Source organism: Bacillus sp. YC2 (genome assembly GCF_019891195.1).
Taxonomy (GTDB): domain Bacteria; phylum Bacillota; class Bacilli; order Bacillales; family Bacillaceae; genus Bacillus.
The window spans coordinates 42,011-65,763 of the sequence record NZ_JAHXDO010000008.1 but is presented as its reverse complement, the minus strand read 5'-3'; the positions used below and the strand labels follow the sequence as shown (position 1 = coordinate 65,763).

The window sequence follows — 23,753 nt, the reverse complement described above, 5'->3', positions numbered from 1 at the left end:
CCCGTTTCATTGCGGTATCTTCAGCTTCTGCCCCGGGAAAATCCAATGCCCCGGCTGCCTGATGTTCCGTTTGCTTCGCTTAATCATAGCGGCTTTATTCGCGTTCCAAATTTTCCGCCACTCAGTGTGGTTTCCGTAAAACTTCCCGGCAATGTCCCACAGCGTGTCTCCTTTTTTTACCGTGTACGTTTTGGGAGAAGCTTTGGACGGGCGCTTCGCTTTCGTTTTTTTCTTTTGTTTGATTTTTCTTGGCGATGCAGTTTTATATTCTTTCAGCACGATGTCATAATTCCTGTCACCGATTTCATTGTCGCCTTCACTGTAATTGAGGCTTTCAATGCTGCATGCAACATTGATTTTTGTGCCCGTAATCAAAAACTGAACGGGCTTTTTCGCCTTCATCCATTTTTCAATTTTGGCGATTGCATTTTCAGGTGAAGGGATGTTTTTATATTCAGCAATCGGACTGTATCTTTTCGGAAAAAAAGAAGAGAACGAAATTTCTTTCGCTCCCGGTTCTTCAATAAATGTCACATCTCCCAGTCCGGTAACCTTCACTGAATCATTCTGCACACTGTTTGCGATATCAATTGCTTCAGGAAGAACGGGAAGCCGGAGCTTATCCTTTCCCTGTGATATCCAAAATTCATAAACGGATTTAGTCAAAAGCAACGGCTCCCTTCGCTCCGGTATAGATGTCTTTTTGTAATTCATCGATCAGCGCCTGTTTGATTTTGGCTGCCAGGCTGTCGGCATCTTGTCCATTATGGAAATGCTGTTCGCCGCTGAATTCAATTTTAATTTCATTTGTTCCTGCTTTTTGTACGGTTTCCCGGCTTCCTGTGACTGCGGCAGAAACTGTGCCGGCAGAAAGCGACGCCGGGTCAGCCTGAGACGGATCAGATACTTCCATTCCCAGCGCTTGAGCCGCTTGTTGAAGAAGATAACGGCCGCGGATGCCCCGTTCTTCAGGGATAATCCACTCCCGTTTATTGCCTTCGCCGACTCGGGCGATTTGTTCCTTCGTAATCAAACCGCCGTTCGCGTAGCCGATGTACGGTCCGCCGTGATTCATGCTTTTAATGCCCGGCACGTTGTTGATCGAGCCGTAGCGGCTTTTAATATAGCCGATGGCGGCTGCCGCGTTGTGAATCGGGTTTCGGATATCATTCATGCCCGGTGCTTTATGATCGTCAAACGTGCTCGGGATTGTCTGCATGAGTCCTTGTGACGGATGCCCCGCTTTTGCGTTGCTGTCCCATAAGTTAATGGCGTTCGGATTGCCCCCGGATTCATTTTGAGCGATGGTCATTAATCCCGGAAGCCAGCTTAATGGCGTATTTGTAGCGCTCATTGCGGCCAAAAGCCACTCCTTGACGTTTCCTCCGGCAGCGCCCATGCCTGAAAAAGCGGCAGCAAGCGAGCCTGCTTGTTTTTCAGCGAATTTTTTCACATCAACTGAGCCGAGCCCCTTGACGACACCGACTGAAGCAAAGCGGCCGAGACTCATCATGACGCGGGAAGGAGAATGGATATCAAGCTCCTCCCGAAAAGCCTCCTCAACCTTTTTGGCCATATCTTTGGCCGCCTGTTTCACTTCACTTCCTTTGGAGATCATACCTGATACAAAGTTGCCGACCAAGCCTGACCCCCACCCGTTTGAGGCGTCCTTCGATTGCAGGAACGGTTTATCTACATGTGTGCTCACATATTGCGCCGTTCCCGTATCCTTTGCATTTTGCCCGGCCGAGAACCCTTTGACCGTTCCGATCCCCCAAGAGGATGATTGATTGACCGCGGATTGATAAGGCGTTTTAACTTTCGATTGTAAAAACGCATCGGTTCCCGTCTGCGTCGCATTTTGCCCTTTTGCATAGCTTGTGACGACTTGCTTTCCGTAGTTAGGCGATGCGGAAATTAAATTATTAAACGGCGTGCTGATATTCTTCTGTTTCCAGGCTTCCATATCCACTGCATTGCTGCTGATGCCGCTGTCAAATCCTTCCGTAAATTGTTTGCCGAGTGTTGAAGCTTGGCCATTAAGACCGGATGCATCAACAGACGGTGAAACGGATGCGGACACGGAAGACGATGAAACGCCTCCTAAAGCCGGCGTACCGGCCGGGGATGCTGCCGCGCCTATATTATCGACAACTCGCATGCCGAGCTTTGAGGCAGCTTGAGACAGAAGCATTTTGCCGCGGCCGCGGTTGTTGTCGACAGGAATAACAAACTCCTTGCCGGCTTCGCCGATCCATGAGATGGTCGGTTTTGTGATGTATCCGCCTGTGGCGTTTTTATCTGGCTCATAATTAAAGTCTTGATGAGCTTTATTTCTTCCTTTTTGAAAACTTGCAGACACTCCGGAAAACCAGTTTTTAACGCCATTTCCAATATTCATAGATGCATCTACTACTTTACCGCCTATACTTTTGGCGGTGCCAGCTACCTTTCCGCCGGCACTTTTTACGGCATCCCATGTATCGCCTAGTATACTCTCGCCCCATCGTTTAACGGAATTCCATTTTTCAGACCACCACTCTTGATTAAAAAGAGTATCTTTAATCTTTGATTTGAATGTTCCCCAAACTTCCTGGCTGTGTTCCCATTTATCTTTGGCCCAGCCCTGTACGTCTTTCCACTTGCCGTTCCACCACTCTTGATTAAAGACTGTTTCCTTTACATTCGACTTAACGTCATTCCAAATGGAGGAAGCCTCCTCCCACTTTTGAGATGTCCAGCCTTTTACACCTTCCCATTTTCCTTTCCACCAATCACCGTTAAAAAGTGTAGCTTCCATTGCTCCATATGCATAACCGGCTTTCTCAGCCCACCATTCTGAATTATTAAAAAAAGAGGTAGATGCAGTATTCTTAATATTGCCCCAAGCCTCATCAAGACCGCCTAACGTATTGCCGGCAGATGTTTTTACACCTTCCCACTTTTCGTTCCACCAGTTGCCGTTAAACAGCGTTTTTGATATATCTTCTTTCAACTTAGAAACATCAAACAATTTACCGATTGATTTCCCTGCTTCTTCACCGCCGAAGGCACCTAATGCTCCTCCTGCTAACCCCCCTGCTGCCCCGCCTATAACAGTGCCTGCAGGACCAGCGAAACTTCCGATAGCTGCACCGGCTTCGGCACCGGCAATACCCCCTGCTTCCATGCCGGCAATGCGCCCTCCGACTGTACCTACTTTTTCTCCGACATTATCTTTATTTGTTCCTTGAAGATCTAACAAAGATAATGCATTCCCGATATAAGGAATTGCTTTTCCTAATTTTCCAAAGCCTTTTAATGCTTTTCCTAATTTTGAAGATTCTTCACCGGCAGATGTTAAGTCTCCCAGCCATTTTTTCATTTTGGAACCAACTGTTTTTTTTCCGGATGATTTTTCCTGCCGGTTCTTCACAACTTCAGATGGTACTTTGATTGTTCTCGCAGGAGACTTCTTCGTTGCCGGACCTTTTCGTTTTTTACGGGGGTTTTTATTCCTCTTTCTTCCCGGACCATTGCGTTCTCCAGACCTACAGCAGCAGCATCCGCCTGTGTTGCGGTTTTTGACTTTGTTTTCTGTCTCCTCTTTCCCTTCTGAATCTTTCTTTTTTTGAGGGCCTAGGATTTTATCAATGATTTTATCAAAAACGTCATCCTTTAGTTTTTCCATCAGCCTTTCCTTAAATCGATCCATAAACGCTTTGCCTATTTCATTGAGTGTATCCTTGATCCAAGGCCATGCCGATTTGGTCCACCAATCTTTTAGCCAGCCTTTTATTTTACCCACCCAGCCGGGCTTTTGATCCGATTCTTTTTCAGAGTCTTTGTCAGATTTTTTGTCAGTGCCTTTTTTCGACTCATCTTTCTTGTATTCAATAGGGCTTTTTTGCTTGTTGACCTTTTCAGAAACCTTATCCTTTGCTTCCAGTTTGATATAATAGGTTTTAGCGAATTTCCTTAGAAGTAAAGTTAATCGGTTGACCGTTTTTGTGATTTCGTCAATAACTTTTAACTTTACGGTGTAGCCTCTTTCCAAATTCCGCTTGATAAAACCTATTATTTTTTTGACAGTCAATGTAATTTGATCGTCTGCAACAAGAAGAAATGAAAAAACATGATTTGTTAGCATTTTTTTCATTTTTTTATAAGCAGGTGTGACATGCTCGCTCAAGGATATAGAAATATTCATTTTTTTGGGGAGAAGCTTCATCTTTTTTTCTAATGCTTCCAGTTTGACAGTAGCCTGATCATCAATAGCCACTTTAATCTGAAGAGATTTTGCGAATTTCAGAATAATATAATCATTGATTTTTCTTAGCCTGTAAAAAGCTTGATCTTCAGCCCTGATGCTGATTTTAATCTGCCGATTGATCGTTTTCGCTTTCTTTTCAACCTCTTTAAAACCTTTATGTATCCGTTTTAGCTTTTTGGATACTTTGTCTTCTAAGTCAAAGCGTGCAGTTAGTTTTGCCATATCATGCACCCCCTTTCTTTGATTCTTTTTCAAGTAAATCTAATTTGTAGCCAATTAATCCGTATAAAAGAGCTTTATATGATTTCTGGGCTTCATATAACTCAAGAAGCTGGGATGGCGAATAATGAAGCTCGTGCATCGCGTAATAAAGATACACGGCTTCCTTATGGCCATCCTTGATTAGTTTTTTGCTTCTTCTTCTAGATCTTCAAGATCATCTTCAAATCCGTTAATTTCAACCGCTTTATTCAGCCAATTTGCATACTCGCCGCCGACAGAAAGAACACGTTTAGCCACTTCTACCGGATCTGCTGTTTTATAAGCTTCCCGTAATTCCTTGGAACGGAAATCAGGATAAATCGTTGATTCGATGGCAATTCTCGCATAAAATCGCTGAGAGTCTAAATCTTTAACACGGCCTCTGCCCTTCACATTTTTAAATGTCGTATTTTCTTTCTCCAGCTCATCAATTCGTTCGGTTGTTATCGGTTTTAAAACAAATGGAATGACATTCCCTTTTTTATCTACAAAACGTTTTGAGATTGCAACTTTTATTTCTTCCGCTTCGATTGTTTGTCCAGGCATAAAAAATGAAAGATCATATACATTTTCTTGTTTTCCGCTCATACAGCATGCTCCTTTTCATTAAGAAAAACCACCGCTCTTGCGATGGTTTCAATACTTTTTAATTGATTAAAACGTTTCAGAAAGCTTCTCCGGCACATCAAAATCTTCAAATGTAAACGGCACTTCTTCTTCGAGCGCCTCTGAGTCCACATCCAATCCGGCGATTTTGGCTGAATCGAAGTTGACGTCGTATAGTGTGACGCGTTCTGTACCGCGGCCTGACGATTGGTCGTCAAGAACGGCCTGCAGCGTAAAATACGGATCGCTGCCTTTTTTGACGTAATCCATCATGAGAACGGCGAATTTTGATGTGACTTTATAAAATGTCGCCGTGCCCGTTCCGTTGGCGCCTGTCGTTTTGTGGCCCGTCATGCGGCGGCCCATGATGTTCACTTCTGATTTGTTTTTTTCCACGTTTGCTTCAAATGTTTTGATGTGCGCCATTTCTTCCCCATCGAGAAATAAACGGCCTTCTTTTCCTGAAATGGTATTTTGCGCTTTTAATGCCATCTTAGTTTACCTCCACATTAAAGTAGAATTTTTCCGCTGCGTCCACAGGCTGTACGGCGAGATCAATTAAAAATCCGTCGCGGTCTTCACTCATGCCGATTTTGATATCGTTATCTGAGTCAAAATCAGTAATGCCTCCCGCATCCTGAAGCGTTGTCATGTACTGAATAATCATCGTTTTGACAAATTGAAGGCCGTCATTTGTAGCCGGAATATCGCTTCCGCTGCCTTTTTTCGATTTAATTAATGCTTTCAGCTCACGTGTCAAATCGTTGTTCACCGCGTCCAGCACACGGACGATTTTGTTTTTCGCAAACTTTTTGTTTTTCTCAGCGGTAAATGTGACTAAAGAGTTGATGTCCTTTTCAACGCTGACCGACTTATCGCGGGCATCATATGAGAAAAGGAATTCTCCCTTTGCGAGACGTTCGACAACTTCATCGTGATCCAGACGGTGCAGCACATCGACGGCTCCTTCGTATTCAACAAATGTTAATGATTGATTAAAAGTTGCACCTGCGCTTGCGCCCGCTACCCAGGCCGTCGCCTCTTCGGCTTTGACCTCGGTTCCGTCTTCAAGCAGCACACCTTCCGTTACATTGATGATGCCTTCATAGTCTCCGTTATAATGGGCAGTCACACCTTGCACTTTTTGTCCCTGTGCGTCACGGAGGCGTTTAATAAATGCGGCGAATGTTGCTTTCAGCTGTTCGTTATCAGCAACCGGAAGAGCGATGACATCAAAGTTCTCCGTTTCGGCTGCCGCTAAGAAATCTGTATAATCCGAGTTGACCGGCGCCTTATCTGTTCCGCCTGCCAAACGGATGCCTGCCGCCGGATGTAACGTTTCACCGGACTCATCCTCAGACCCAGTCAGAGGAATGGATGAAGACAGTTCGCCCGTTCCGGTGAAAGTGACATAACCGTTTGCCGTTAATTGCTCGGCTTTTTTCACCGTTTGTTTGTCGACTTCCGCTTCATCCATATAAGTCGTCACATCGAAAACGGTTTGGTCAAGGACATTTTCACTGATTCGGATCATGATGTCATTTCCTTTTGATCCGCCGTATAATGCAGTTGCTTTTACACCCGGCGAGATATCGGCGCTGGCTCTGATTCCCTCCGTCAGACGGTACATCAGAACAGTCCGGGCTTTTTTCTTGGCCTCGCGTAAAAGCAGCAAGGACGGATCTTCAATGCTCAGTCCCACTTTTTTGTTCAAGTCCTCAATGCTTGAAATGGAAACGAATGTTTTCGCTTCACCCCAATTCGATGCGACAGGCAGAGCGACGATCCCCCGTTCACCGAGTGCCACCCGCTCTTCGGCCGTTGTTTTAAAGTTGAAATAGATGCCTGCACGTTCTTTTTCTTTTCCCTGCGTAAATGTTCCGCCGTTCATTATTGCATGACCTCCTTGGTTAGAAATGTTTGAATGTAAGTTTGGGCTTGTGCTTTTGTCATTTGTTTTTGATTCACGCCGAATAAAGCCCCCTGGAGAATTTCAGGTTTAACGCCGAAAAGCTCCTTCGCGTGCTTCGTTAAGTCCGCCGTGTCAAAAAGGACGGAGCCTTCTTTTTTCACGGTATTTTGCTTTTTATTTTCGTTCACTTTTGTTTCACCCCGCTGTTTATGTCAATGTCCCGCAACCCGGGATTTGAGTGTTTCTGATAATAGTAGCGGCTCGTCCAGCGGATCATGATCACTGCCTCGCCTTTATCTCCGACTCTTGTTTCCATACGTGTAATGCGGATGAAATCACCAGTATGTTCGCCTGATTCCGTCAATAGCGGAATCTGCTGTCTTGATTCTCTGACAGCATCAGCCGCCCGGTCGGCAGTATAAAGCGCCTGCACGGAGTCAAGATGGAACAGCTTTACATTGAGGCTGTAGGTTTTCTTAAAAGTAGAGACCGTATCATTCTCGTCAAAAACGGAAGGCGGCGGGATGTAAAGTGAAGGCACCTGAAATTGTTCAGGGAGCTCACTTTCATAAACCGGCACGCCACACTGTTTATATAAAAACGCCGCAATTGACCCGGTTTCACTGTTCATCCGATTTTCCCTCCCAATGTGTTGAGCCACTTATCCAAGCGCTTATTCAGCGAGTTTGCAAAGAGCCGCTCATACAAAAGAAGGGCGTCATCCCAAAACTGATTGCCGCTGACCCATTTTTTCTTCAGCGCCATTCCCGTTGATGCCGAAGGATCGTATATAAACCGGGACCCTTGAAAATATCCGGGCACCCATCTTACGTTTTCATCCGAGACGGTCCAATGCCCGTCATTTATGAAAGAGGCGTATTCCAAATTGGTGCCGATTTCAAGGGACAGCCCGCCCTTTTCTGCGATCCACACATTATCCTGCGCTCCTTTTCGAAAGGAGGATAACAGCTTCTCTGTATCAATGCCCCGCGAATGAATGAGTTCATCACGAACCAAATCGAGAAACTGCATGCCGGACTGTTCCAGCCATTCGGCCGCTTGACGGGAAAAGTCTCCGGAAGCGGCTTTCGCTAATGATTGATTCCATCGTTCAAGGCCCTTTATCTTCATAACCTGCCATCCCTCACAGCTATGGCCTCCCAATGATGATTTCTTACTTTTTTCGGCACTTCCAGAATATAAACGTGATTTTCCCAGATGATTTTGTCGTTCACACGCAAAACGGCAGTTATCGGAAAATGAACGAGAAACCGCTGATATACCTTATGATCAGGCTCAAGCTGGATGAGCTGCTGCTGTTTTTCAGTGAAGCAGCACGGCACGTCTTGTTCATCAGGCGTATCAGGATAAGTGAAAACAGGCTGGAGCTTATGTGCGGGAATTCCGAAGCGTCCGCTCTCCGGAACCGACGCCGTCTCATGATAAATATCACACCTGTCAGTGAGCAGCCGTTCGTAGCTCATAACGTTCTCACCTTTACGCTTGAAGAAACCGGAGAATAGCCGGGCGTGATATAATCACTGAGCAGATGGTACACCGCGGGTTTTTCGATTCCGCCTTGTGCTGCCACTGTATAAGAGTAATCACCTATTTTTTCAGACTGATAGGCGGAAGCGGCTGCTTCATTCTGATTCAAAAGCGCAAAATACTGGGCGAGCTTTATTATCGCGAGTTTCGCTTTTTCAGGGAGCGGTGCGTACATGGGATCAGTAAACTGATGACCCGTCAGCCTTGCCGCTTCTGCCTCCGCCTCCAGAATATCCTGTACGAGCAATGGCTCAGGCCTGTTTTTGACTTGATCATAAACCGAGTACGAGGCAACGTCAGACGGCTGAATTAACATAGCTGCCCCACCTCCATTTGTTATTCTTTGACGTTAATGATTTTTGCGCTTGCATCTTCTTCTTCAAACTTGCTGTCAAGTTTAGCAGTTAAGACAATGATAAATTTCCGGCTGCGAATATCCTTATCTACTTCAATTCTGATATTTCGGGAGAAGCCGAGAATGATATTTTTCGGATGGGTTAAAATGATATCAGACGCATCATACTGAGCATCTCCTTCTCCGACTGTATACGGCTGCAGGTTGGAAACCCCTTTAACAGGGACGCCGAATGCCGAAGACAACCCGCCTTGCACCGCGAGATCCCCTAAGCCGGTTTGACGGTCAGCCACCCGGTCTTTCCATTCAATCTCCATGCCTTGAGATGTATAAAACCTGAATTCCTGAGGAAGACGCAAATATTTAGCAGGCACCGCCTTTAAGCCTTTTTTGAAGGTGGTTCTGGACAGTTCTTCCCCCTTAACGTCAATGACGTGAGAAACGGCCTGCTTGCGGATCCCGTCAAGCTGGGCAAGATATGGATCAGATGAAGATGTATCGCCGTTTACGACAAGTTCTTCAATATCCACTGCCGCCCGTTCGGCTAAAATCTGCATGATCGTCTGCTGCAAGCCGTCTTTTTCAATGTTATTTTCAAGCGTGTCATACGTAATGTTAATTTCCGCGATGACTTCCTTCGTATTCAGCTGAACCGTGCTTGTTGACGGAACGGTCAGCTCATCATTTGATAAAGCCTTTCCTTCTTCAGCGGCCCGCAGGATACGCTGGCCGAAACCGATTTTTTCAAATTTCTGCGAGTCGTTTTCCATTTGGATGACACGCGATTCACTGAAAATGGTCGGCGTGTTCTGCACCATGCGGATAAAAGCCGATGCTTGTGCAGGATTCATTAATCCGCCGCTTTTTAAAGCAGAAAGTGACATTTCCGCTTTTCTGATGATATCTTGATTTCTCACTCTAGAGTTCCTCCTTCTGACTGGGTTTAGAGCAGTCCGCTCCAAATGGATTTTTTGACCGGCTCTTGGCTGCCGCTCATGTCATCTTCCGTCTGTTTTGAAGCCCCTCTTGCTTTTTCAAGCGCTTCAATACGTTTAATAATCGGCGCAAGCATGTCCTCGACAAGCTTTTTCAGCTTTTCATCATCAGACGGCGCAGATGACCCGTCTTGTGCATCCGTGTTTTCCATATTGTCAAGGCGCTTCAACAGCGGATGCAGCGCGTGTTCAATGGATTCTCTCAAGTCTTCTTTTTTCATCTTTTTCAAGTCCTCTCCCTTGCGGTATCTGGATTTACGGTCGCGGTCCAGCAATTGCTTGACCACGCCGAACAAGCCGGCTTGTTTTTCCTCCGGCTCTTCATATACGTCAGCGGTTCCCGCCATGCTGTAGCCAGTAATGATACCGGCTTTAATTTGTTCCCATACTTCATCGGATGCTTTCGTGACAAGCACCCACGATCCTTTTCGGATCTGTGCTCCGCCGATTTGAAAATCAGCCGGTGCGACATATGACTCCACTACCTCTCCGGTGCCGCCTTCAAAGTTATGATTCGTGTCAATATTTCGGGCATCGGCCAGAAATCCATGAGCGGCCTTTTCAATTTCTTCAGCTGTCATATAGTCGCCGTGGGCATCGGGGACATCCGGCTCATAAACAATGCCGTAGACGAGCTTTTGCTCACCGGGCTCGCTTTTCGTAAACACCTGCACCTTTTTTTCAAATGACGGGAGGCCGGCTGCTTTTGTGAAAAAAAATTCCGTCTGGTTCGCCGCCTTATCCACGTAGCTCACAAAGCTGATGACGGCATTTCTCAATTCCCTCGGCACGAGATTTTTCACCCCCTTTAAAGGACTGGTTCATCATTTCGTTGCATTCTGATCTTGCGCCGCTTGTAATGGGGGACGGCTGTAAAACTCTTCCGGCCATTCCTCAAGCGTTTTGCCGAGCACTCTGCCTGCCAGATCACGCAAATCATTAGGCGAGACGGCACCGGCCGTGATGAATGGCGTGAGCACCTTCGCAATTTCAAGCGGATCACGAAAATCAGGACCCTTTAATGTCAGCTGCACATCATGAATGCCCAATTCAGGCAAAAACAAGGTGTTCAGCTTGTTGACAAGCGTTTTTCTCTCCGGCTGAAACACTTGCTCTTCCGTTATTTTCCGGGCGGTATCCGCCGTTGCCTTGTTATATTCCTGCGCCTCGCCTGTATAAAGCGGCGGAAGGCGGAAGGCGGACCGGAGTTTATTTCTGCTCTTGTCGTCATATTCAAGAAACAGCGCATCATCCTGTAAAATTTCTGCAAGCGATTTGATTTCCACGGAAACCGGTGTGATGTCTTCTCCGCCGTGAAGATCTTTTTCCTTGGCGATGCCTTCTGCCTCAATTAACAGAAACTTATGGGCGTTTTCCACCCCTTCCAAATCATTCATATAGTCTTGCAGCTCTTTATACGAGGTTTCAGACAGCATGCCGTTTTCGACTGTAATCGCAGCCGGCACGTGGCGGCCCTGCTTAAAATACATGAAGTTGAGCTCTTCTGCTTTTCGGGCGCCATATAAGTTGACGATATTGCCGACCCAGCGAGGAATGCCGTATGTGCCGCTTCCGATTTTCAGGTGAATGGCTTCGTTTGCCTGGTATTGCTCTGGCAGGGCATTCACATATTCGCCCGTCCGCATGTCCATGATGCGCGGGTCGCCGTATTCTTTGAAGAAAACTTTCCGGCCGTTTTGCATTTGAACATATTTGCGGAAGCGCTTTTGCCTTTTGATCGTTTTGGACGTGTCGTTTTCTTCATAGGAAAACGTGACTTCAACAGGATCGGTAACGCCGCACACCCGCATATTTTTCACATCCAAATATTCGATCCCCGCCGGTTTTCCCGATCCGTCCCGAAGCACCTCCATAAAACCGTTGCCCGTTTTTTCCCGGTCTTCAATCGCATACCCGAGGATCGTCTCGGCTGATTCGTCAAAGTGAAGACATTTGTAAAAACTTTCAAGCTTCGTCCAGTTTTTTTCAGCCTGTTTCTTTTTAACCGGGGCCACATCTGAGCTGTTTATATCAAAGGTGTACTCGACATCAAATCCGAAGCCCGTAATGTTGACCCGATATGCATCAATACATTGCTGAAGGATTGTAGAGTATTCGGCAATCGTTTTCAGCTCTAATATGTTATAAGGCGGAGAAATAATGTCTTCGCCGTAAAGGTCCGAAAATTGATCATCATACAGCTGCTTTGCTTGCGGCGCGCCCATATTTGATTTAAAAACAGTGGCTCTTACGCTTTGATTGTTCGGCACCGTTTACCTCCTCCTTTCTCGATTCGGGCGGGTCCGTTTTTCTGATGAACCTTTCAGATCCGCTACGTCGTAATCATCTAACGCATACCAAATCGCTGAAAGTGTATGGGGATCAATTGAAAATTCATCTTCCGACAGAGCGCCGTTTTTGTTCTTTGCATAGGTTAATGTTTGCAATTCATAAATCGTATGCTGACAGCGGTCTGAGCAATAAATATTTCTGAATCGTTTCAGCTTTTTTGTATATTGCAGCCGGGAGCCGGGAAACTTTTTCGCTGCGACCATGTGAAAGCCTTGCTGACGGAAATATTGAATGCTTTTCGGCTCGGCTGAATCCGCTTTGATCAGCTCTTTTTTGTCTGCGAATTCGCGAAGCTCTTCAGCTGTTTTGTCATCGGTCATTTTGTTTTTATAATATTCCCAGAAAATATAAAGCTCCTTGTTTTCCGGATCTACGGCAAGCCGAATAACGGCGTTGTATGACTCTTCAAAACCAAAATCCATGCCTGTCCGAAACATCGGCTGCCTGATGCCTTCGATCCGCTGTTGTAAAACCTCATGTTTCATGACTTGAAACTGCGGAAACACACGGATGCCGTTTACGCCGAACTGTCCTTTGCGGGCAATTCGGTACAGATCAGGATCATATTGTTTTAAGCTGTCCAGCTGAGCGATGTAGCTTTCAGGCAAAAACATATTGTCGCAGGCGGTGGAATGGTGGTAATACGTATCCCCTTTAATGACGGTGCCTTTTTCATACAGCTCCCGGTCATCCAATACGAACCGTTTGTTTTGCTCATCCCGAAAAAAATGCCGATACGTCCAATTGGAGGTGCCGACAGGATTAGTGGTGCATATCATGTGAAGCGAAAGCTCAGGATGGCGCAGACGGCCGATCAGCTCCTTAAAGCCCTCATACTTCACTTCAGAGCATTCTTCAATCCAAATTAAAGATATATGATGGATGGATTTTAATTTGGCCGGGTTGTCCATGCCCTTGAACATAACCCGGCTTCCGTTTGCAAATCTCAGCTGCATCGGTGAGGATACTGCCTTTACGGCATGTGCCAGCTCAAGCTCCTCGATGATATCCTCAAACAGCGCAAAGGTAGAATCCCGATGCGTATCAAACACCTCGCGCACGACAAGCGCCGTCCGCTTTTCCTGAAGCAGCTTCAAGATCAGCTTCAGCGCAGTGTGATAGCTTTTTGATGAGCCGTAGCCGCCGACGAGAAATTGGTACGTTTCATTCCAATTGAACAAATAATCCTCAAAGCGCGGGTTGACCGCTTTTTCCATCATGTCCGTGCCTCTTTCCGCGTGATCATAATATCAATCGGCTTTTGGGGGGCATCTGTTTTTTCCAGCTTCTGCTGTGCCAGCTTTAATTTTTCATTTTCGATCTTTTGTTTAAATTGATCCGGGAATAAGTCAAAATACAAGGAAAGCTTTTCGAGCGCCTTCATTTTGTCGGCAAGCTTAATGGCGATGCCTTCCTTGCCGAGTTTTGCTTCTGTCACAATCGTGCCGTCCACAAGACCCGAATCTTTTACGTCGACGTAGCTGATCTCCTGCATAATCGGATTGTCATGTTCATCAAACAGCGGCCCTGATTTTCCGAAGGCCTGAACCTCTTTTTTTCCGAAGGTCACATAATCCGTGATGTCGGCGAAAGCGATTTTCACATACACTTGAAGGACGTCCATCGCTTCGATAAACACTTTATTAACCATTTCCTTTTTCATGCGCCTGATTTCTCCGGCGACCTTTTCGTTTTTTAGCAGCCTGCTTCCCGTCACATGTGCGCTGTCCGGAGAATACCCGGCTTTAATCGCGGATTGGGTGGCGTTAAAGCTTTTCACATAATAAAGGCAAAACAGCCGCTGGCGTTCGTTTAAATCATCATTGTCATGAGAGGCGTTGTTTCCGGGGCTTCTCTGTTTTTTATGTAACGCCTCTTTCCAGCGCCCTTCTTTTTTCCATCTGCCTATCGTCCTTGCGGATACGCCGGCTTCTTCGGCTACGGCCCGGTTTGTTATGCTGCCTTTATGCGCTTTATATACTGCAAATGCTTGTTCTCGCTGTGTGTTTTTCATGTTACGGCATCACCGCCACCTCCGACATGGATGTCTATAATAAAAAGCGGCTTTATTCGGCCGCTTTCATGTTTTCGTCTATTCACTTCTAGGTGGCAAACGTATGACAAGATCTTAAGCAGGTGACTGTTTTCTTTCTTCCTGCTGCTTTTGTATTTTTAATAGCGCCCGTTTGATCGTCGTCTGTACGGTTGATTTCTTTACATTCAAAAGCGCCGCTATCCGTTCATAGGAAAAGCACTCTGCTTTGTGAAGGAGAAGCATTTCTTTTTCTCTATCTGTTAACAGGGCTAATGCTTCCCGTATTCTTATCCTGTCTTCTTCAGTGATGCTCCCGCTCGGTTCAAACATCATCGCTTGTGAATAGGATTCTATAATTCTCGGATCTTTAATCAGCATTCTTTGATAAGCATCTCTGCGGTCAATTGCTCTTCTTATGCCGGGCTGCCGGCCTTTCTCAAGCCATTCCGTGACATATTCTAAATCTGTAATGATCGTTCTGATTATTTTTTTGTCCTTCAGCTCTTCTGCCGAAAGTGCTGCTTCATCAGCTTCCTTCAGCTGCTTGTACCATTTTTTCGTTTGCTTCAGCGTGCGTTTATATTCAAATAATAAGTCTTCCATGATATGATCCTCCTCTTTTCGGGAACAAAAAAAGGACACCAATCAATGCACAAATATGCGCAATTGATCAGTGTCCGCAGGCTTTCCGTCTTGGACGTATTCTGTTTTTAAAAATCTAATTCAACTTATAGCCGATTTCGTATTCAACCCGGGCCAGATCTCCCTTTCTCGTTTCGACAAGCGTTTTGCCGTGCTCCGGCGCTTCGGCGAGCCATGCTTCCCCCTTCAGCCCGTCTACAATAATGACGCGCACCTTGCCTTCCTCCAATTGGCTTTGCAATGTCGTTGTTTCGATGTTTGCCAGTTTTTTAGGATTCATGATAAAAGTCCTCCGTCTGTTTTGTTAATTGTATGTCGTTTATGATGTGTTCGAGCTTATGAATGAACTCTTCCTTCCCCTCGGAAAGCTCTCCCTTTAACATGTGAAGAGCCGTTTCAGCCGCTTCATAAAGCTCCGGGGCTTTGGCCATCAATGCGGCGTTTATTTGCTGTGAGTATGAGCTTAAGTTGAAAACGGCTGCAATGAGCCTGCCGTTTGAATAAGGGAATCTCTCCCTGTCCGCTTCATTGTAGGCGGAATAAATGTAAATTGGTTTTTCTTCTCCGCTGTTTACGGCCCGCCATGGGGCGGGACTGTTTTCTAATTGCAATGAATGTCCTCACTTTCCGTCGGCTTCATGCCACGATTCAATTTGCTTTTCGATCCGTTTAGCCCGGAACAGCAGGCAAAAAAGCCATTTTATATATTTATACATGTGCATCCAGCCTCGCTTTACCGGCTTGAACCATTTGCTCCAGCCGGTTGATGACCGGCGTTAAATCAGCGCCTGCTTTGCAGTTTGGGCACGGGTGAAAGACAGCTCCGAAAGCAGTCGCTTTGACAATGACTTTTTTCGTTCGGCACAGTTTACACATTATCTCGCCCCCTCTAATCTGTGGTTCAGTTCATACGGATTTCCTTTAATAATGACTAAATAGTCGCTGCACATTTCATAAATCCTGGTTCCCAGCGCCTCATCAATCCGCACAAGCTCGTCACAGGCAAGCTCGCTGGAAAGAAGGATCGGCTTATGATTTAAGTAGCGGTAATTAATGACGGCATACATCTGTTCAATCTGCCAATCGGTCGCCCGCGGTTTTCCGTTTAACGGTTTAAACAAGTCATCTATAAAGAGCACATCAACCTGCTTCATGCGGGAAAGCTTTGCGTCCAGCAGGTCAAAATCATTTTTTAAATCCGTAAACCCCTCCACAAACGGAAAATACACAACCGGGGTTTGCTTTTGTTTCATGACATCATTGCTGAGAGCGGTAAGAAGATGCGTTTTTCCCGATCCCGGCCGTCCCAAAAGGGCTATGCTGTTTTTCCGGCTGTTTTTGATCCTGTCAAAGTTCTCAATAAATTCAAGCGCACAGTCATAAGCGTCGATGACGGCCTGCGGCTTTCCTGAGGTTCGAAACCCCTTGAAATTCAGCTTCCTGAAGGCATCGGTGATTTCGCTTGCGCCAAGCAAACGCTTCACTTTCCGGTCATCGGCGCAGCCGCACTTCACCCATACATCCGTTCCGTTTTGCATTCTGAGAAACCCGCCCTGATCTTTACAGAGCTGACAGTCATAGCGGCTTTCGTCTGATTCGCCCGGTCTGTCCGCCAGTAATGGACGTTTCCCGTTTTTCAGGTCGGCAAGAATCTGCTCGATTGTTCGTTTTGTCATGTATTTTATTCCTCTCTCTTCTCATTGTGATTGTCTTTTTCGCGATTCGCGCATTCAAGCGGTCTTCTATAAACTTGGCACAGTAGCTGAATGACTTAATCGTTTCAGCTGAAGAGGTGCGCCGCTGTTCAAAGGCTGTAAAGCATTCTCCGAGCCATTTGATTGCTTCGTGTGCTGAAACACCGCGGGAAACAATGCGGGCGATGGCTTGATAATCTCTTGACGATGGGTACACGCTGCGCCCCTCCTGGGCAGACCTCAATCTGATAAAATGTCTGGCAATCTCATTTATTTCATCTTCAGCAGTATAGTTTTTTGTTTTATCTATATCTGACCGGACGTTTTTGTCCTCCGGATTTACCGTAAATGTCTGATCAGAACCTTCGGGGCGGATATATGTGTCCGCTCTTTGCATAAATTTTTTCGAATGCTTAACGGAGATCATCAATCCGTAAGGCGCCCGAACGACTTTGATATATTCATGCTTTTCCAAAAGATCAAGCCATCTTCTGACGGTTTTTTCACTGACGCCGAATACCTCGGCCATCTCTCTTGCTTTTACGGGCTTATGCCCAAGAACGATGCCCCAATTGACTCCATCGTGCTGCTGTTCCCTTGTCGTTGAGCTGATGAACCATAAAAACAGCCATACAGAAGAACCGATCTTGTCGTAATGTTCTGAATTTAACAATCCCGAATAGGTAAAAAACGGATAGCTGTTACCATTCATGCCGTGAATCTCCATTTTTCTTTAAGCTTACATACAACTCATACTGCATTCGGTTCTCAAATCGGAACACCGGAAGTCCGCAAGCGGTAAACGAAATTGAACCGCCTGCTTGCCCTAAAAACTGCTGATCAGCCAAATTGCGGCTGAAGCGGATGATAATCGGCTGCATATGATAACCTCCCGATACTTTTTTTATCACTTTTGATACATTTAGTATCTATCTGATTTCGATTATATACGATACATTTCGTATCATCAAGATATTTTTGATACTTTTTTTATCTTCTCTTTATTTTGATACGTTTTGTATCTATAATCAGAAGTAAATTAGGGTGTTGAAAAAGAGAGGTCATTCGGATGATAGGCGGCAGATTGAAGAGTCTCAGAGGAAAAAAAACACAGGAAGAGATCGCTAATCATATCGGTGTCTCACGGGCCAGATACTCTCATTATGAAAACGGCCGCTCAGAACCCGATTATGAAACGCTGCAAAAGCTGGCCGATTATTTCAAAGTGTCGACAGATTACTTGTTAACCGGAAAAGAAAAGCCTTCAGATGAAGATATGTTTTCAGATCCCGACTTGCAGATCGCGTATCGGGACATGCAGGATTTTTCCCCGGAAAGCAAACAGCAGGCGATTGAATTCATTAATTATTTAAAAGAAAAAGAGAAAAACCGCAAGCCGAAAAAGAAATAATTCACTCTTTTCGTTAAATAAAACGAAAAATAAGCCGATATAAAGGCTGCATGTTTATTTTTAAAAGAAAAGGGAAATGATTCAAAGTCCGATAAGGGCTTTTCTTTCTCACTCAAAAAGGAACATACGTTCGAAAGGGTGTATTCAATTGGGCGATTTTTTAACACATCTGGAGGAATACGTAAAAAACTTATATTGCAGCTTGGGAATGACCGCCCCTCTTCATATTAATATGCAGACCATTGCGAGGGAACTTGATATTTGGATTCACTTTGAGGATACCCCCAGCATGATGCTGAAGCGTGACGGCATGTACAGCATTGTCCTTAATCAAAGAAAGTCGCCTGAAGAACAGTGGGAAGATTTTGCGCATGAGCTGTGCCACGCGCTGAAGCATACCGGAAACCATTTTCACATGAATAAGCTGTTCAGAGAGCTTCAGGAATTTCAAGCCAATCAATTTATGTACCACTTCTGTGTGCCGACCTTTATGCTGTTAAATATGGAGCTTCCCCAGTGGAGAAGCCATGCCGTCACTTTAATCGCAGCTGCCTTCCGCGTGACAAAATCATTTGCAGAAAAAAGGCTGGAGCTTTTTGAACGGCGTAAAGCAGGTATTCAATTTCAGAAGCAGCTGGCCTATCATCTGTCAGGAAAACGAAAAACAGGCGGATATCAGCCGGCGGAACACCGCCTGGCTGCCGCCGAACGCAAAGAAGCTTACAGCTTCAGCAGCTGCGAATAAAAAACGCCGGGCACCCAGCCCGGCGACAGATCCTGCAATCAATCTTCACAGTAAAACACACGTTTTACTGCTTCCACATAACGAAAAAAACAACCATTTTTAGAAAACCGCCGCCCGCCGAATGTAAAATGATCGAAAAATGCCCGGCGCTGGGCAGTGCTCAATTCAAGCTGTATGCCCAATGCTTTTTTGCTTTGATTTACGATATTGGCCGGGTGCGCCCCTTTAAACCTTCCGCTTTCAGCCGCAAGTTCGGCGCTGAATCCCGCCTCACGGAGACTTTCAACAATGGCTTTCGCACCGGCAATATTTGAACCGCCGGCAATCGTGTGCCTTTTTGTTATATCCCGATAGCCGTGAAACGCCAAAGCAGCGTCATGCTGCTTAACCATTCTAAGCGCAATCGGCTCATCAAATCGGGTGCTTGTCAGGTGCAGAAAATGATTATTGCGTTTTTTCATGCCCTCAAATAAATAGATGGAGCAGCGGTCTGAAAAAGCGTGCACGAGCTCGCTTACACCAGGTTCAATTCCTCCCCCATGAGGACTGAAAACGATACGGTCTGCCTCTTGTTTTTCCCGACACACGATGCGGTATTCCGATTCCGCCGCCTGTAACGCATGAAAATGATGATACATATCGTTCATATTCAAGTGCTCTCCTTTACATATCAGCACCAGTTTACGCTACACCGGACAAAATGAAAATAGTTTTCTTTTGCCTTTGGTTAAGAGAGCTTTGCTTCCAATTTTGCTTTTGTCTTCGACCCGTATATTCCGTCAGCTGATAAGCCGGTCACAGATTGGAACCGTTTGACAGCATTTGCCGTTTTCGCTCCGTATACACCGTCCGCTCCATGATTTTTGGCGCCTTTGTCAGGATAAAAATAAAGCGAAGAGAGCGCCTCTTGCACTTGGAGAACCGCGCTGCCTTTCGTCAGAGGGCTTGTCACCTTAAGAATGCCCGTCGGGAGCTTCCAGTGACCCGTTTGGACGGCAGATGAAGCCGCAGAACCAAGCTTGATTGCTTGGCCGATCTTAATCAGATCAGGATTTTGAATATGGTTTATACTTTGCAGCGTCTTCAAGCTGACGCCGGTGCTTTGGGCTATTCCAGAAAGCGTATCGCCTTTTTTGACGTAATAAACGGAGTCCTTATGCACAGACGAGACCGTTTTTATATCGGCACCCCCGTTTACTTTTTTTTCAATCGCAGCCTTCACTTCATCCCAGCGGCCCTCGGACAAAATACGGTGCGGGCAATATTTTCCGTTCCAGTCCTGGTGTTTTCTGATCCGATCAATCCCCCAGCCGCGCTCCTTCAGCAGCTGTGCGATAAATGTAATCGCCAGCTCCTCTGCGGCTCTGTACCGTGTACCGCCTGACTTGCTGTAGCAGATTTCTACAGCAATTGACTTCCGGTTGCCCGTACCGTTTGTGCCGTCTCCCGAGTGCCAGGCATTTCGGTCCAGAGGCACTCCTTGAATCACTTCTTTGTCGTCAACAGCAAAATGATAGCTTGTTGATTCACTGTTGCCGGTCATATAGCTGATTTCATTAGCGGCCGATGCGTCATTTGCCGTGTTATGAATGGTAATATACTCCGGCGTCATCGGATTCGGGCACTTTAATGCGTATTTATCCGCAGATACGAGCCGTTTTTTTACTGCAATACTCACTCTTCATCTCTCCTTATGCCTTTTTCACTGATAGGTGGCATTCGTAGGACGATTGTCCGAGCAGAAAGGCCTTGATATTTGGATATAAATACCGCAATGGGAAGAAGAAGAGCGGAAACTAAATAAGACCCTTCCGAAGAAGGGTCTTCACATATTTTATGTTTGGTTCCGTGCGGCAATGTGGAATGTGCCCTCCGTTTGATCCGCTGAATGGCTTTCATAGCTGATCACCTGAGTAAAGCTGAACCCGACAGCAACAAGCATCAATCCTGACAACAATTTAGATTTCATAGAGACAATCTCCTCTCTGGATTTGTTTTTGGGCGTGCACCATTTTCTCATAAAACGTGAGCGCTTTTTCAGGCTGTCCATGTTCCATGTAGAATTTGGCAGCATCATGCGCCAGTTCTTCTACATACGGATACAGCATGTGTTCTTCCAGAAAATCAAACGTGTGCTTGACGGATGCGTTATCCATTTTCTTTCCGTATAACGCATGTAAAAATTGAAACAGCTCTACAAACAATTCATCATTGTACTCGCGGGCAATGTCCAGTCCCAGGCGGTATTGCTTCTCTGCTTCTGCAGTTGTGTTTTGTTTATAAAGAACCTGTGTTAATGAGTAAATAGAATGCGGAAGATTATCGAACTTTTCTGACTTGCAAATGGAAACGGATGTCTCAAAATATTCGGCTGCTTTAGAGAGGTCTCCCATTTTTTCGTAACAGTTTCCGAGATTATATAAGGCTGAACTGATAAGACGGGGATTGCCTTCTTTTTTTGCAAGATCTAAAGCCAGTTCTAAGTGGGGCAATGCTCTTTCTGGATACTGCATGTCATCATAATTCCCTGCAATAACGAATTCACATTGGATTCTGCGGACGTTGTACGTTTCATACGATTGGTACGTTTCAAGCGCTTGAACGGCGTAACTCATGGAGACGTAGGTTTGTTTCAGATTGTAAAATATCTCGGCCATTTTAAAAGCAAACTCAGCTTTTTCGATGTCGTCAGAGACGAGGGCAAGGTTTTTTTCAGCCCGTTTGTAATACATCATGGCGTTTAAGAACATTTTTTGTTTGAATTCATACATTCCTCGAAAAAAATTAAAATAGTAATCAAGCAATCCTGTCAGCTTGTACTGATTGCCTTCAATGTCTTCCAATAATTCTGAAAACTCAGGCTGAGAAGGGTCCTCTTTTAAGGGCTTGATGTAATCCAGCATAACACGGTGTCTGAATTCCATTAATGAATAATACAGCAATAAATCCTGGTCTTCTTCCATATCCTCAATTTCTCTCTCTACTTCACGTTTGACGCGTTCCGCTTCAAGCACGTGAAACTGTCGGATATGGGTGTACCATTCATTAATTTTGAGCCCGACAAAAGAGGACGGAATAGTCTGCTTCATCCTCAATTAATCCCCCCTTTTGGAATGACCGAGATATGTCATATTTTATCATATTTGCAAGAAAAAGAAGAACGCAAAAAGACCGCAATTGTCGAATTTCGGCTAACCGCAAAGATTCAGCCGCTGTTTTTCCTGCTGAGCCGGGGCATTTTGCTTGTTTCTTACCTCCCAATTGATATAGCATGTCAGTACAGCATTTATCTTTTTAAATGGAGGAAAACACATGACAACTCAAAATCAACTGGTCAGCCACTTTTTATCACATCGAAACGTGACGATTGAATTGGCGGAAAAAATCAGCCGGGAGCATTACGATTACAAACCTGCAGAGACATCAATGTCTGCTGAAGAACTTGTGAAACACATTTTTTCTTCATTCCTCATGTTCGCAACAATCATTAAAGAAGGAAATGGATCAGCGCTCCAAAACATGCCTAAGGAAGAAGAAACAGATCTCATAAAACTGGCGAAAACGCACACAGAAAAAACGGCAAACATTTTGTCAGAGCTGACTGATGAGCAGCTGAACCGCGAAATTGACCTGACCGCTTCTTTCGGCAGATATGTAACTGGAGCCGCTCTCCTTCAGCTTGCCATGGAGCATGAGATTCATCATAAAGGGAATTTGTTTGTATATGTCAGAGAAATGGGCCATACGGACCTTCCGTTTTACCAGCAAAAATCATAACCTGATTATCCGCCAAACCAGCCATATTATGCTGGGCCGGCGGATTTTTTTTATTCATTAAAAAATTCTAAAAATTAAATTGATTATAGCCTCCGAATCATATATAATCTGATAAAAATAGTCGGATTATTCAGGAGGCTTTCAGATGAGTGTAAGCATTTTATTCATGGGTTTCATTGTCGGAACGCTGGTCGGATTGACGGGTGTCGGGGGAGCGGCGCTTTTAACTCCCTTATTGATTATTTTAGGAATCAACCCGTCTATCGCGGTCGGCACCGATCTTTTATATAACTCGATCACCAAACTGTTTGGCGTTGTTTCTCATTGGAAACAAAAGACTGTTCATTTCAAGCTTGCAGGGTACCTGGCAATCGGAAGCGTGCCCAGCGCATCCATAGCCATCGGCGTACTCCACCTGTTCCCCGCTTTTCATCAGCATCAGGAGCAGATTATTAAACACGCTCTCGGCTATGTTCTGACGCTGGTCGCGGCCTCCATTATCCTGCGCCTCTTTTTTGATAAAAAACTGCGCCCGAACCGCTGGCAGCAAAAGCCGCTTGAAGAGAAACGGACACTTATGATTATCATCGGAGTGATTTTCGGCTTCATCGTCGGGTTGACATCGATCGGTTCCGGCTCTTTATTTGCGATCGCCATGCTGTATTTGTTTCAAATGAAAACGTCAGAGATTGTAGGAACAGATATCGCGCACGCATTTTTGCTCGTAACCGCAGCCGGCCTGTTAAACGCCGGCTTTGGAAGCGTCAATTACTTGCTGGCGGCGAATCTGCTGCTCGGCTCAATTCCCGGCGTGCTCCTCGGCAGCTTCTTCTCGCCAAAATTCTCCCCGCGCCCGCTGCAGTTTGTGATGGCGACGATTATTTTGATAAGCGGGTTGAAATTAATCTAAAAAAAAGCGTCCTTTACAGGATCGCTTTTTTCCTTCTGACTGCTTTTAACTGAATGAAGAACTTACCAAAATGTAAAAAACAAATGAAACAATATACACAATAAATGACCCCATCATCAATTTCACAGGCTTTTTTGACAAATTTAAAACGCCTTTTACTCCTCCATTGAGAATTATTCCGATAAAGGTAAATAAGGTAACTCCTAAAGCGATCATTGAAACAACGAAAATGATTTGCTCCATTTGAATTTATCCCCC

General features: G+C 45.4%; 32 protein-coding genes. 4 read left to right on the top strand and 28 right to left on the bottom strand.

Going from position 1 to position 23,753, the window contains the following annotated elements; genetic code table 11:
* Positions 1-6: 6 nt before the first annotated feature.
* The 23 genes from KY305_RS13830 to KY305_RS13720 all read right to left on the bottom strand — a co-directional run bounded on the left by KY305_RS13830 (position 7) and on the right by KY305_RS13720 (position 17,533).
* Complete coding sequence (locus tag KY305_RS13830; RefSeq protein WP_223063028.1) at positions 7-666, bottom strand: LysM peptidoglycan-binding domain-containing protein; 660 nt, start codon at positions 664-666, stop codon at positions 7-9.
* Complete coding sequence (locus tag KY305_RS13825) at positions 659-4,474, bottom strand: transglycosylase SLT domain-containing protein (RefSeq protein ID WP_223063027.1); 3,816 nt, start codon at positions 4,472-4,474, stop codon at positions 659-661. The genes KY305_RS13830 and KY305_RS13825 overlap by 8 nt, the downstream gene beginning before the upstream one ends.
* A 1-nt stretch (position 4,475) precedes the next feature.
* A complete protein-coding gene (locus KY305_RS13820) occupies positions 4,476-4,613 on the bottom strand; it encodes a hypothetical protein (RefSeq protein WP_223063113.1) in 138 nt (45 codons plus the stop codon).
* Between the two features lie 41 nt (positions 4,614-4,654).
* A complete protein-coding gene (locus KY305_RS13815) occupies positions 4,655-5,101 on the bottom strand; it encodes a phage tail assembly chaperone (RefSeq protein ID WP_223063026.1) in 447 nt (148 codons plus the stop codon).
* 66 nt (positions 5,102-5,167) lie between these two features.
* On the bottom strand, positions 5,168-5,611 hold the full coding sequence (locus KY305_RS13810; protein WP_061523160.1) for a phage tail tube protein: 444 nt from the start codon (positions 5,609-5,611) through the stop codon (positions 5,168-5,170).
* Between the two features lies 1 nt (position 5,612).
* Positions 5,613-7,010, bottom strand: coding sequence for a phage tail sheath family protein (locus KY305_RS13805; protein ID WP_223063025.1), 1,398 nt, complete (start codon positions 7,008-7,010; stop codon positions 5,613-5,615).
* A complete protein-coding gene (locus tag KY305_RS13800) occupies positions 7,010-7,219 on the bottom strand; it encodes a YqzN/YkzM domain-containing protein (RefSeq protein ID WP_223063024.1) in 210 nt (69 codons plus the stop codon). Before KY305_RS13800 ends, KY305_RS13805 begins: the two co-directional genes overlap by 1 nt.
* Complete coding sequence (locus KY305_RS13795; RefSeq protein WP_223063023.1) at positions 7,216-7,662, bottom strand: phage portal protein; 447 nt, start codon at positions 7,660-7,662, stop codon at positions 7,216-7,218. Before KY305_RS13795 ends, KY305_RS13800 begins: the two co-directional genes overlap by 4 nt.
* A complete protein-coding gene (locus tag KY305_RS13790) occupies positions 7,659-8,162 on the bottom strand; it encodes an HK97 gp10 family phage protein (protein ID WP_223063022.1) in 504 nt (167 codons plus the stop codon). Before KY305_RS13790 ends, KY305_RS13795 begins: the two co-directional genes overlap by 4 nt.
* Entirely contained in the window at positions 8,159-8,515 is a 357-nt protein-coding gene (locus KY305_RS13785; protein WP_223063021.1) for a DUF3599 family protein, read from the bottom strand. Before KY305_RS13785 ends, KY305_RS13790 begins: the two co-directional genes overlap by 4 nt.
* The gene (yqbG, locus tag KY305_RS13780) at positions 8,512-8,895 is read right to left on the bottom strand and encodes a protein YqbG (RefSeq protein WP_223063020.1); all 384 of its coding nucleotides are present in this window, start codon (positions 8,893-8,895) and stop codon (positions 8,512-8,514) included. The genes KY305_RS13785 and yqbG overlap by 4 nt, the downstream gene beginning before the upstream one ends.
* 20 nt (positions 8,896-8,915) lie before the next feature.
* Complete coding sequence (locus KY305_RS13775; RefSeq protein ID WP_223063019.1) at positions 8,916-9,851, bottom strand: phage major capsid protein; 936 nt, start codon at positions 9,849-9,851, stop codon at positions 8,916-8,918.
* Between the two features lie 26 nt (positions 9,852-9,877).
* A complete protein-coding gene (locus KY305_RS13770; RefSeq protein WP_223063018.1) occupies positions 9,878-10,720 on the bottom strand; it encodes an XkdF-like putative serine protease domain-containing protein in 843 nt (280 codons plus the stop codon).
* A gap of 33 nt (positions 10,721-10,753) precedes the next feature.
* Positions 10,754-12,154, bottom strand: a complete 1,401-nt coding sequence (locus KY305_RS13765; RefSeq protein WP_223063112.1) for a phage portal protein — start codon at positions 12,152-12,154, stop codon at positions 10,754-10,756.
* Between the two features lie 48 nt (positions 12,155-12,202).
* Positions 12,203-13,501 (bottom strand): PBSX family phage terminase large subunit, encoded by a 1,299-nt coding sequence (locus KY305_RS13760; RefSeq protein ID WP_223063017.1) that lies wholly within the window; start codon positions 13,499-13,501, stop codon positions 12,203-12,205.
* Positions 13,498-14,295: a terminase small subunit gene (locus KY305_RS13755; protein WP_223063016.1), complete on the bottom strand. Its 798-nt coding sequence runs from the start codon at positions 14,293-14,295 to the stop codon at positions 13,498-13,500. Before KY305_RS13755 ends, KY305_RS13760 begins: the two co-directional genes overlap by 4 nt.
* Before the next feature lie 114 nt (positions 14,296-14,409).
* The gene (locus KY305_RS13750) at positions 14,410-14,919 is read right to left on the bottom strand and encodes a sigma factor-like helix-turn-helix DNA-binding protein (RefSeq protein ID WP_223063015.1); all 510 of its coding nucleotides are present in this window, start codon (positions 14,917-14,919) and stop codon (positions 14,410-14,412) included.
* Positions 14,920-15,034: 115 nt separating this feature from the next.
* Positions 15,035-15,241 (bottom strand): XtrA/YqaO family protein, encoded by a 207-nt coding sequence (locus KY305_RS13745; protein ID WP_223063111.1) that lies wholly within the window; start codon positions 15,239-15,241, stop codon positions 15,035-15,037.
* Entirely contained in the window at positions 15,228-15,569 is a 342-nt protein-coding gene (locus KY305_RS13740; protein WP_223063014.1) for a phage portal protein, read from the bottom strand. Before KY305_RS13740 ends, KY305_RS13745 begins: the two co-directional genes overlap by 14 nt.
* A gap of 97 nt (positions 15,570-15,666) precedes the next feature.
* Complete coding sequence (locus KY305_RS13735) at positions 15,667-15,834, bottom strand: hypothetical protein (RefSeq protein ID WP_223063013.1); 168 nt, start codon at positions 15,832-15,834, stop codon at positions 15,667-15,669.
* A complete protein-coding gene (locus KY305_RS13730; RefSeq protein ID WP_223063012.1) occupies positions 15,834-16,634 on the bottom strand; it encodes an ATP-binding protein in 801 nt (266 codons plus the stop codon). The genes KY305_RS13735 and KY305_RS13730 overlap by 1 nt, the downstream gene beginning before the upstream one ends.
* Positions 16,534-17,364 carry a FaeA/PapI family transcriptional regulator gene (locus KY305_RS13725; RefSeq protein WP_223063011.1) on the bottom strand — a complete coding sequence of 277 codons (831 nt, stop codon included), beginning with the start codon at positions 17,362-17,364 and terminating at the stop codon, positions 16,534-16,536. Before KY305_RS13725 ends, KY305_RS13730 begins: the two co-directional genes overlap by 101 nt.
* Complete coding sequence (locus tag KY305_RS13720; protein WP_223063010.1) at positions 17,354-17,533, bottom strand: hypothetical protein; 180 nt, start codon at positions 17,531-17,533, stop codon at positions 17,354-17,356. Before KY305_RS13720 ends, KY305_RS13725 begins: the two co-directional genes overlap by 11 nt.
* A 188-nt stretch (positions 17,534-17,721) precedes the next feature.
* On the opposite strand from KY305_RS13720, the gene xre reads away from it, so the two are divergent.
* Entirely contained in the window at positions 17,722-18,063 is a 342-nt protein-coding gene (gene xre, locus KY305_RS13715; RefSeq protein ID WP_214801247.1) for an HTH-type transcriptional regulator Xre, read from the top strand.
* Positions 18,064-18,211: 148 nt separating this feature from the next.
* Complete coding sequence (locus KY305_RS13710; RefSeq protein WP_396021526.1) at positions 18,212-18,808, top strand: ImmA/IrrE family metallo-endopeptidase; 597 nt, start codon at positions 18,212-18,214, stop codon at positions 18,806-18,808.
* A 38-nt stretch (positions 18,809-18,846) separates the two neighbouring features.
* Here KY305_RS13710 and KY305_RS13705 read toward each other — a convergent pair whose 3' ends face one another.
* The 4 genes from KY305_RS13705 to KY305_RS13690 form a co-directional block, all read right to left on the bottom strand.
* Positions 18,847-19,455 (bottom strand): poly-gamma-glutamate hydrolase family protein, encoded by a 609-nt coding sequence (locus KY305_RS13705; RefSeq protein ID WP_223063009.1) that lies wholly within the window; start codon positions 19,453-19,455, stop codon positions 18,847-18,849.
* Positions 19,456-19,535: 80 nt separating this feature from the next.
* Positions 19,536-20,486, bottom strand: a complete 951-nt coding sequence (locus KY305_RS13700) for an N-acetylmuramoyl-L-alanine amidase (RefSeq protein ID WP_223063008.1) — start codon at positions 20,484-20,486, stop codon at positions 19,536-19,538.
* A 156-nt stretch (positions 20,487-20,642) separates the two neighbouring features.
* On the bottom strand, positions 20,643-20,777 hold the full coding sequence (locus KY305_RS13695; protein WP_223063007.1) for a PhrA family phosphatase inhibitor: 135 nt from the start codon (positions 20,775-20,777) through the stop codon (positions 20,643-20,645).
* Positions 20,767-21,903, bottom strand: a complete 1,137-nt coding sequence (locus tag KY305_RS13690; RefSeq protein ID WP_223063006.1) for a response regulator aspartate phosphatase — start codon at positions 21,901-21,903, stop codon at positions 20,767-20,769. The genes KY305_RS13695 and KY305_RS13690 overlap by 11 nt, the downstream gene beginning before the upstream one ends.
* Before the next feature lie 217 nt (positions 21,904-22,120).
* Here KY305_RS13690 and KY305_RS13685 point away from each other — a divergent pair, with 217 nt between their 5' ends.
* Positions 22,121-22,585: a DinB family protein gene (locus KY305_RS13685; protein ID WP_223063005.1), complete on the top strand. Its 465-nt coding sequence runs from the start codon at positions 22,121-22,123 to the stop codon at positions 22,583-22,585.
* 145 nt (positions 22,586-22,730) lie between these two features.
* Positions 22,731-23,495, top strand: coding sequence for a sulfite exporter TauE/SafE family protein (locus KY305_RS13680; RefSeq protein WP_223063004.1), 765 nt, complete (start codon positions 22,731-22,733; stop codon positions 23,493-23,495).
* 45 nt (positions 23,496-23,540) lie between these two features.
* On the opposite strand, the gene KY305_RS13675 is transcribed toward KY305_RS13680, so the two are convergent.
* Positions 23,541-23,738, bottom strand: a complete 198-nt coding sequence (locus KY305_RS13675) for a Mas-related G-protein coupled receptor member D (protein ID WP_223063003.1) — start codon at positions 23,736-23,738, stop codon at positions 23,541-23,543.
* Positions 23,739-23,753 lie beyond the last annotated feature (15 nt).

Bases quoted from the DNA above. Each gene is read 5' to 3' on its own strand.
- KY305_RS13825 (WP_223063027.1), bottom strand. From the start codon at position 4,474: ATGGCAAAACTAACTGCACGCTTTGACTTAGAAGACAAAGTATCCAAA.
- KY305_RS13820 (WP_223063113.1), bottom strand. From the start codon at position 4,613: ATGCACGAGCTTCATTATTCGCCATCCCAGCTTCTTGAGTTATATGAA.
- KY305_RS13815 (WP_223063026.1), bottom strand. From the start codon at position 5,101: ATGAGCGGAAAACAAGAAAATGTATATGATCTTTCATTTTTTATGCCT.
- KY305_RS13810 (WP_061523160.1), bottom strand. From the start codon at position 5,611: ATGGCATTAAAAGCGCAAAATACCATTTCAGGAAAAGAAGGCCGTTTA.
- KY305_RS13805 (WP_223063025.1), bottom strand. From the start codon at position 7,010: ATGAACGGCGGAACATTTACGCAGGGAAAAGAAAAAGAACGTGCAGGC.
- KY305_RS13795 (WP_223063023.1), bottom strand. From the start codon at position 7,662: ATGAACAGTGAAACCGGGTCAATTGCGGCGTTTTTATATAAACAGTGT.
- KY305_RS13790 (WP_223063022.1), bottom strand. From the start codon at position 8,162: ATGAAGATAAAGGGCCTTGAACGATGGAATCAATCATTAGCGAAAGCC.
- KY305_RS13785 (WP_223063021.1), bottom strand. From the start codon at position 8,515: ATGAGCTACGAACGGCTGCTCACTGACAGGTGTGATATTTATCATGAG.
- yqbG (WP_223063020.1), bottom strand. From the start codon at position 8,895: ATGTTAATTCAGCCGTCTGACGTTGCCTCGTACTCGGTTTATGATCAA.
- KY305_RS13765 (WP_223063112.1), bottom strand. From the start codon at position 12,154: ATGGGCGCGCCGCAAGCAAAGCAGCTGTATGATGATCAATTTTCGGAC.
- KY305_RS13760 (WP_223063017.1), bottom strand. From the start codon at position 13,501: ATGATGGAAAAAGCGGTCAACCCGCGCTTTGAGGATTATTTGTTCAAT.
- KY305_RS13755 (WP_223063016.1), bottom strand. From the start codon at position 14,295: ATGAAAAACACACAGCGAGAACAAGCATTTGCAGTATATAAAGCGCAT.
- KY305_RS13750 (WP_223063015.1), bottom strand. From the start codon at position 14,919: ATGGAAGACTTATTATTTGAATATAAACGCACGCTGAAGCAAACGAAA.
- KY305_RS13735 (WP_223063013.1), bottom strand. From the start codon at position 15,834: ATGTGTAAACTGTGCCGAACGAAAAAAGTCATTGTCAAAGCGACTGCT.
- KY305_RS13730 (WP_223063012.1), bottom strand. From the start codon at position 16,634: ATGACAAAACGAACAATCGAGCAGATTCTTGCCGACCTGAAAAACGGG.
- KY305_RS13725 (WP_223063011.1), bottom strand. From the start codon at position 17,364: ATGAATGGTAACAGCTATCCGTTTTTTACCTATTCGGGATTGTTAAAT.
- KY305_RS13720 (WP_223063010.1), bottom strand. From the start codon at position 17,533: ATGCAGCCGATTATCATCCGCTTCAGCCGCAATTTGGCTGATCAGCAG.
- xre (WP_214801247.1), top strand. From the start codon at position 17,722: ATGATAGGCGGCAGATTGAAGAGTCTCAGAGGAAAAAAAACACAGGAA.
- KY305_RS13705 (WP_223063009.1), bottom strand. From the start codon at position 19,455: ATGAACGATATGTATCATCATTTTCATGCGTTACAGGCGGCGGAATCG.
- KY305_RS13695 (WP_223063007.1), bottom strand. From the start codon at position 20,777: ATGAAATCTAAATTGTTGTCAGGATTGATGCTTGTTGCTGTCGGGTTC.
- KY305_RS13685 (WP_223063005.1), top strand. From the start codon at position 22,121: ATGACAACTCAAAATCAACTGGTCAGCCACTTTTTATCACATCGAAAC.
- KY305_RS13680 (WP_223063004.1), top strand. From the start codon at position 22,731: ATGAGTGTAAGCATTTTATTCATGGGTTTCATTGTCGGAACGCTGGTC.
- KY305_RS13675 (WP_223063003.1), bottom strand. From the start codon at position 23,738: ATGGAGCAAATCATTTTCGTTGTTTCAATGATCGCTTTAGGAGTTACC.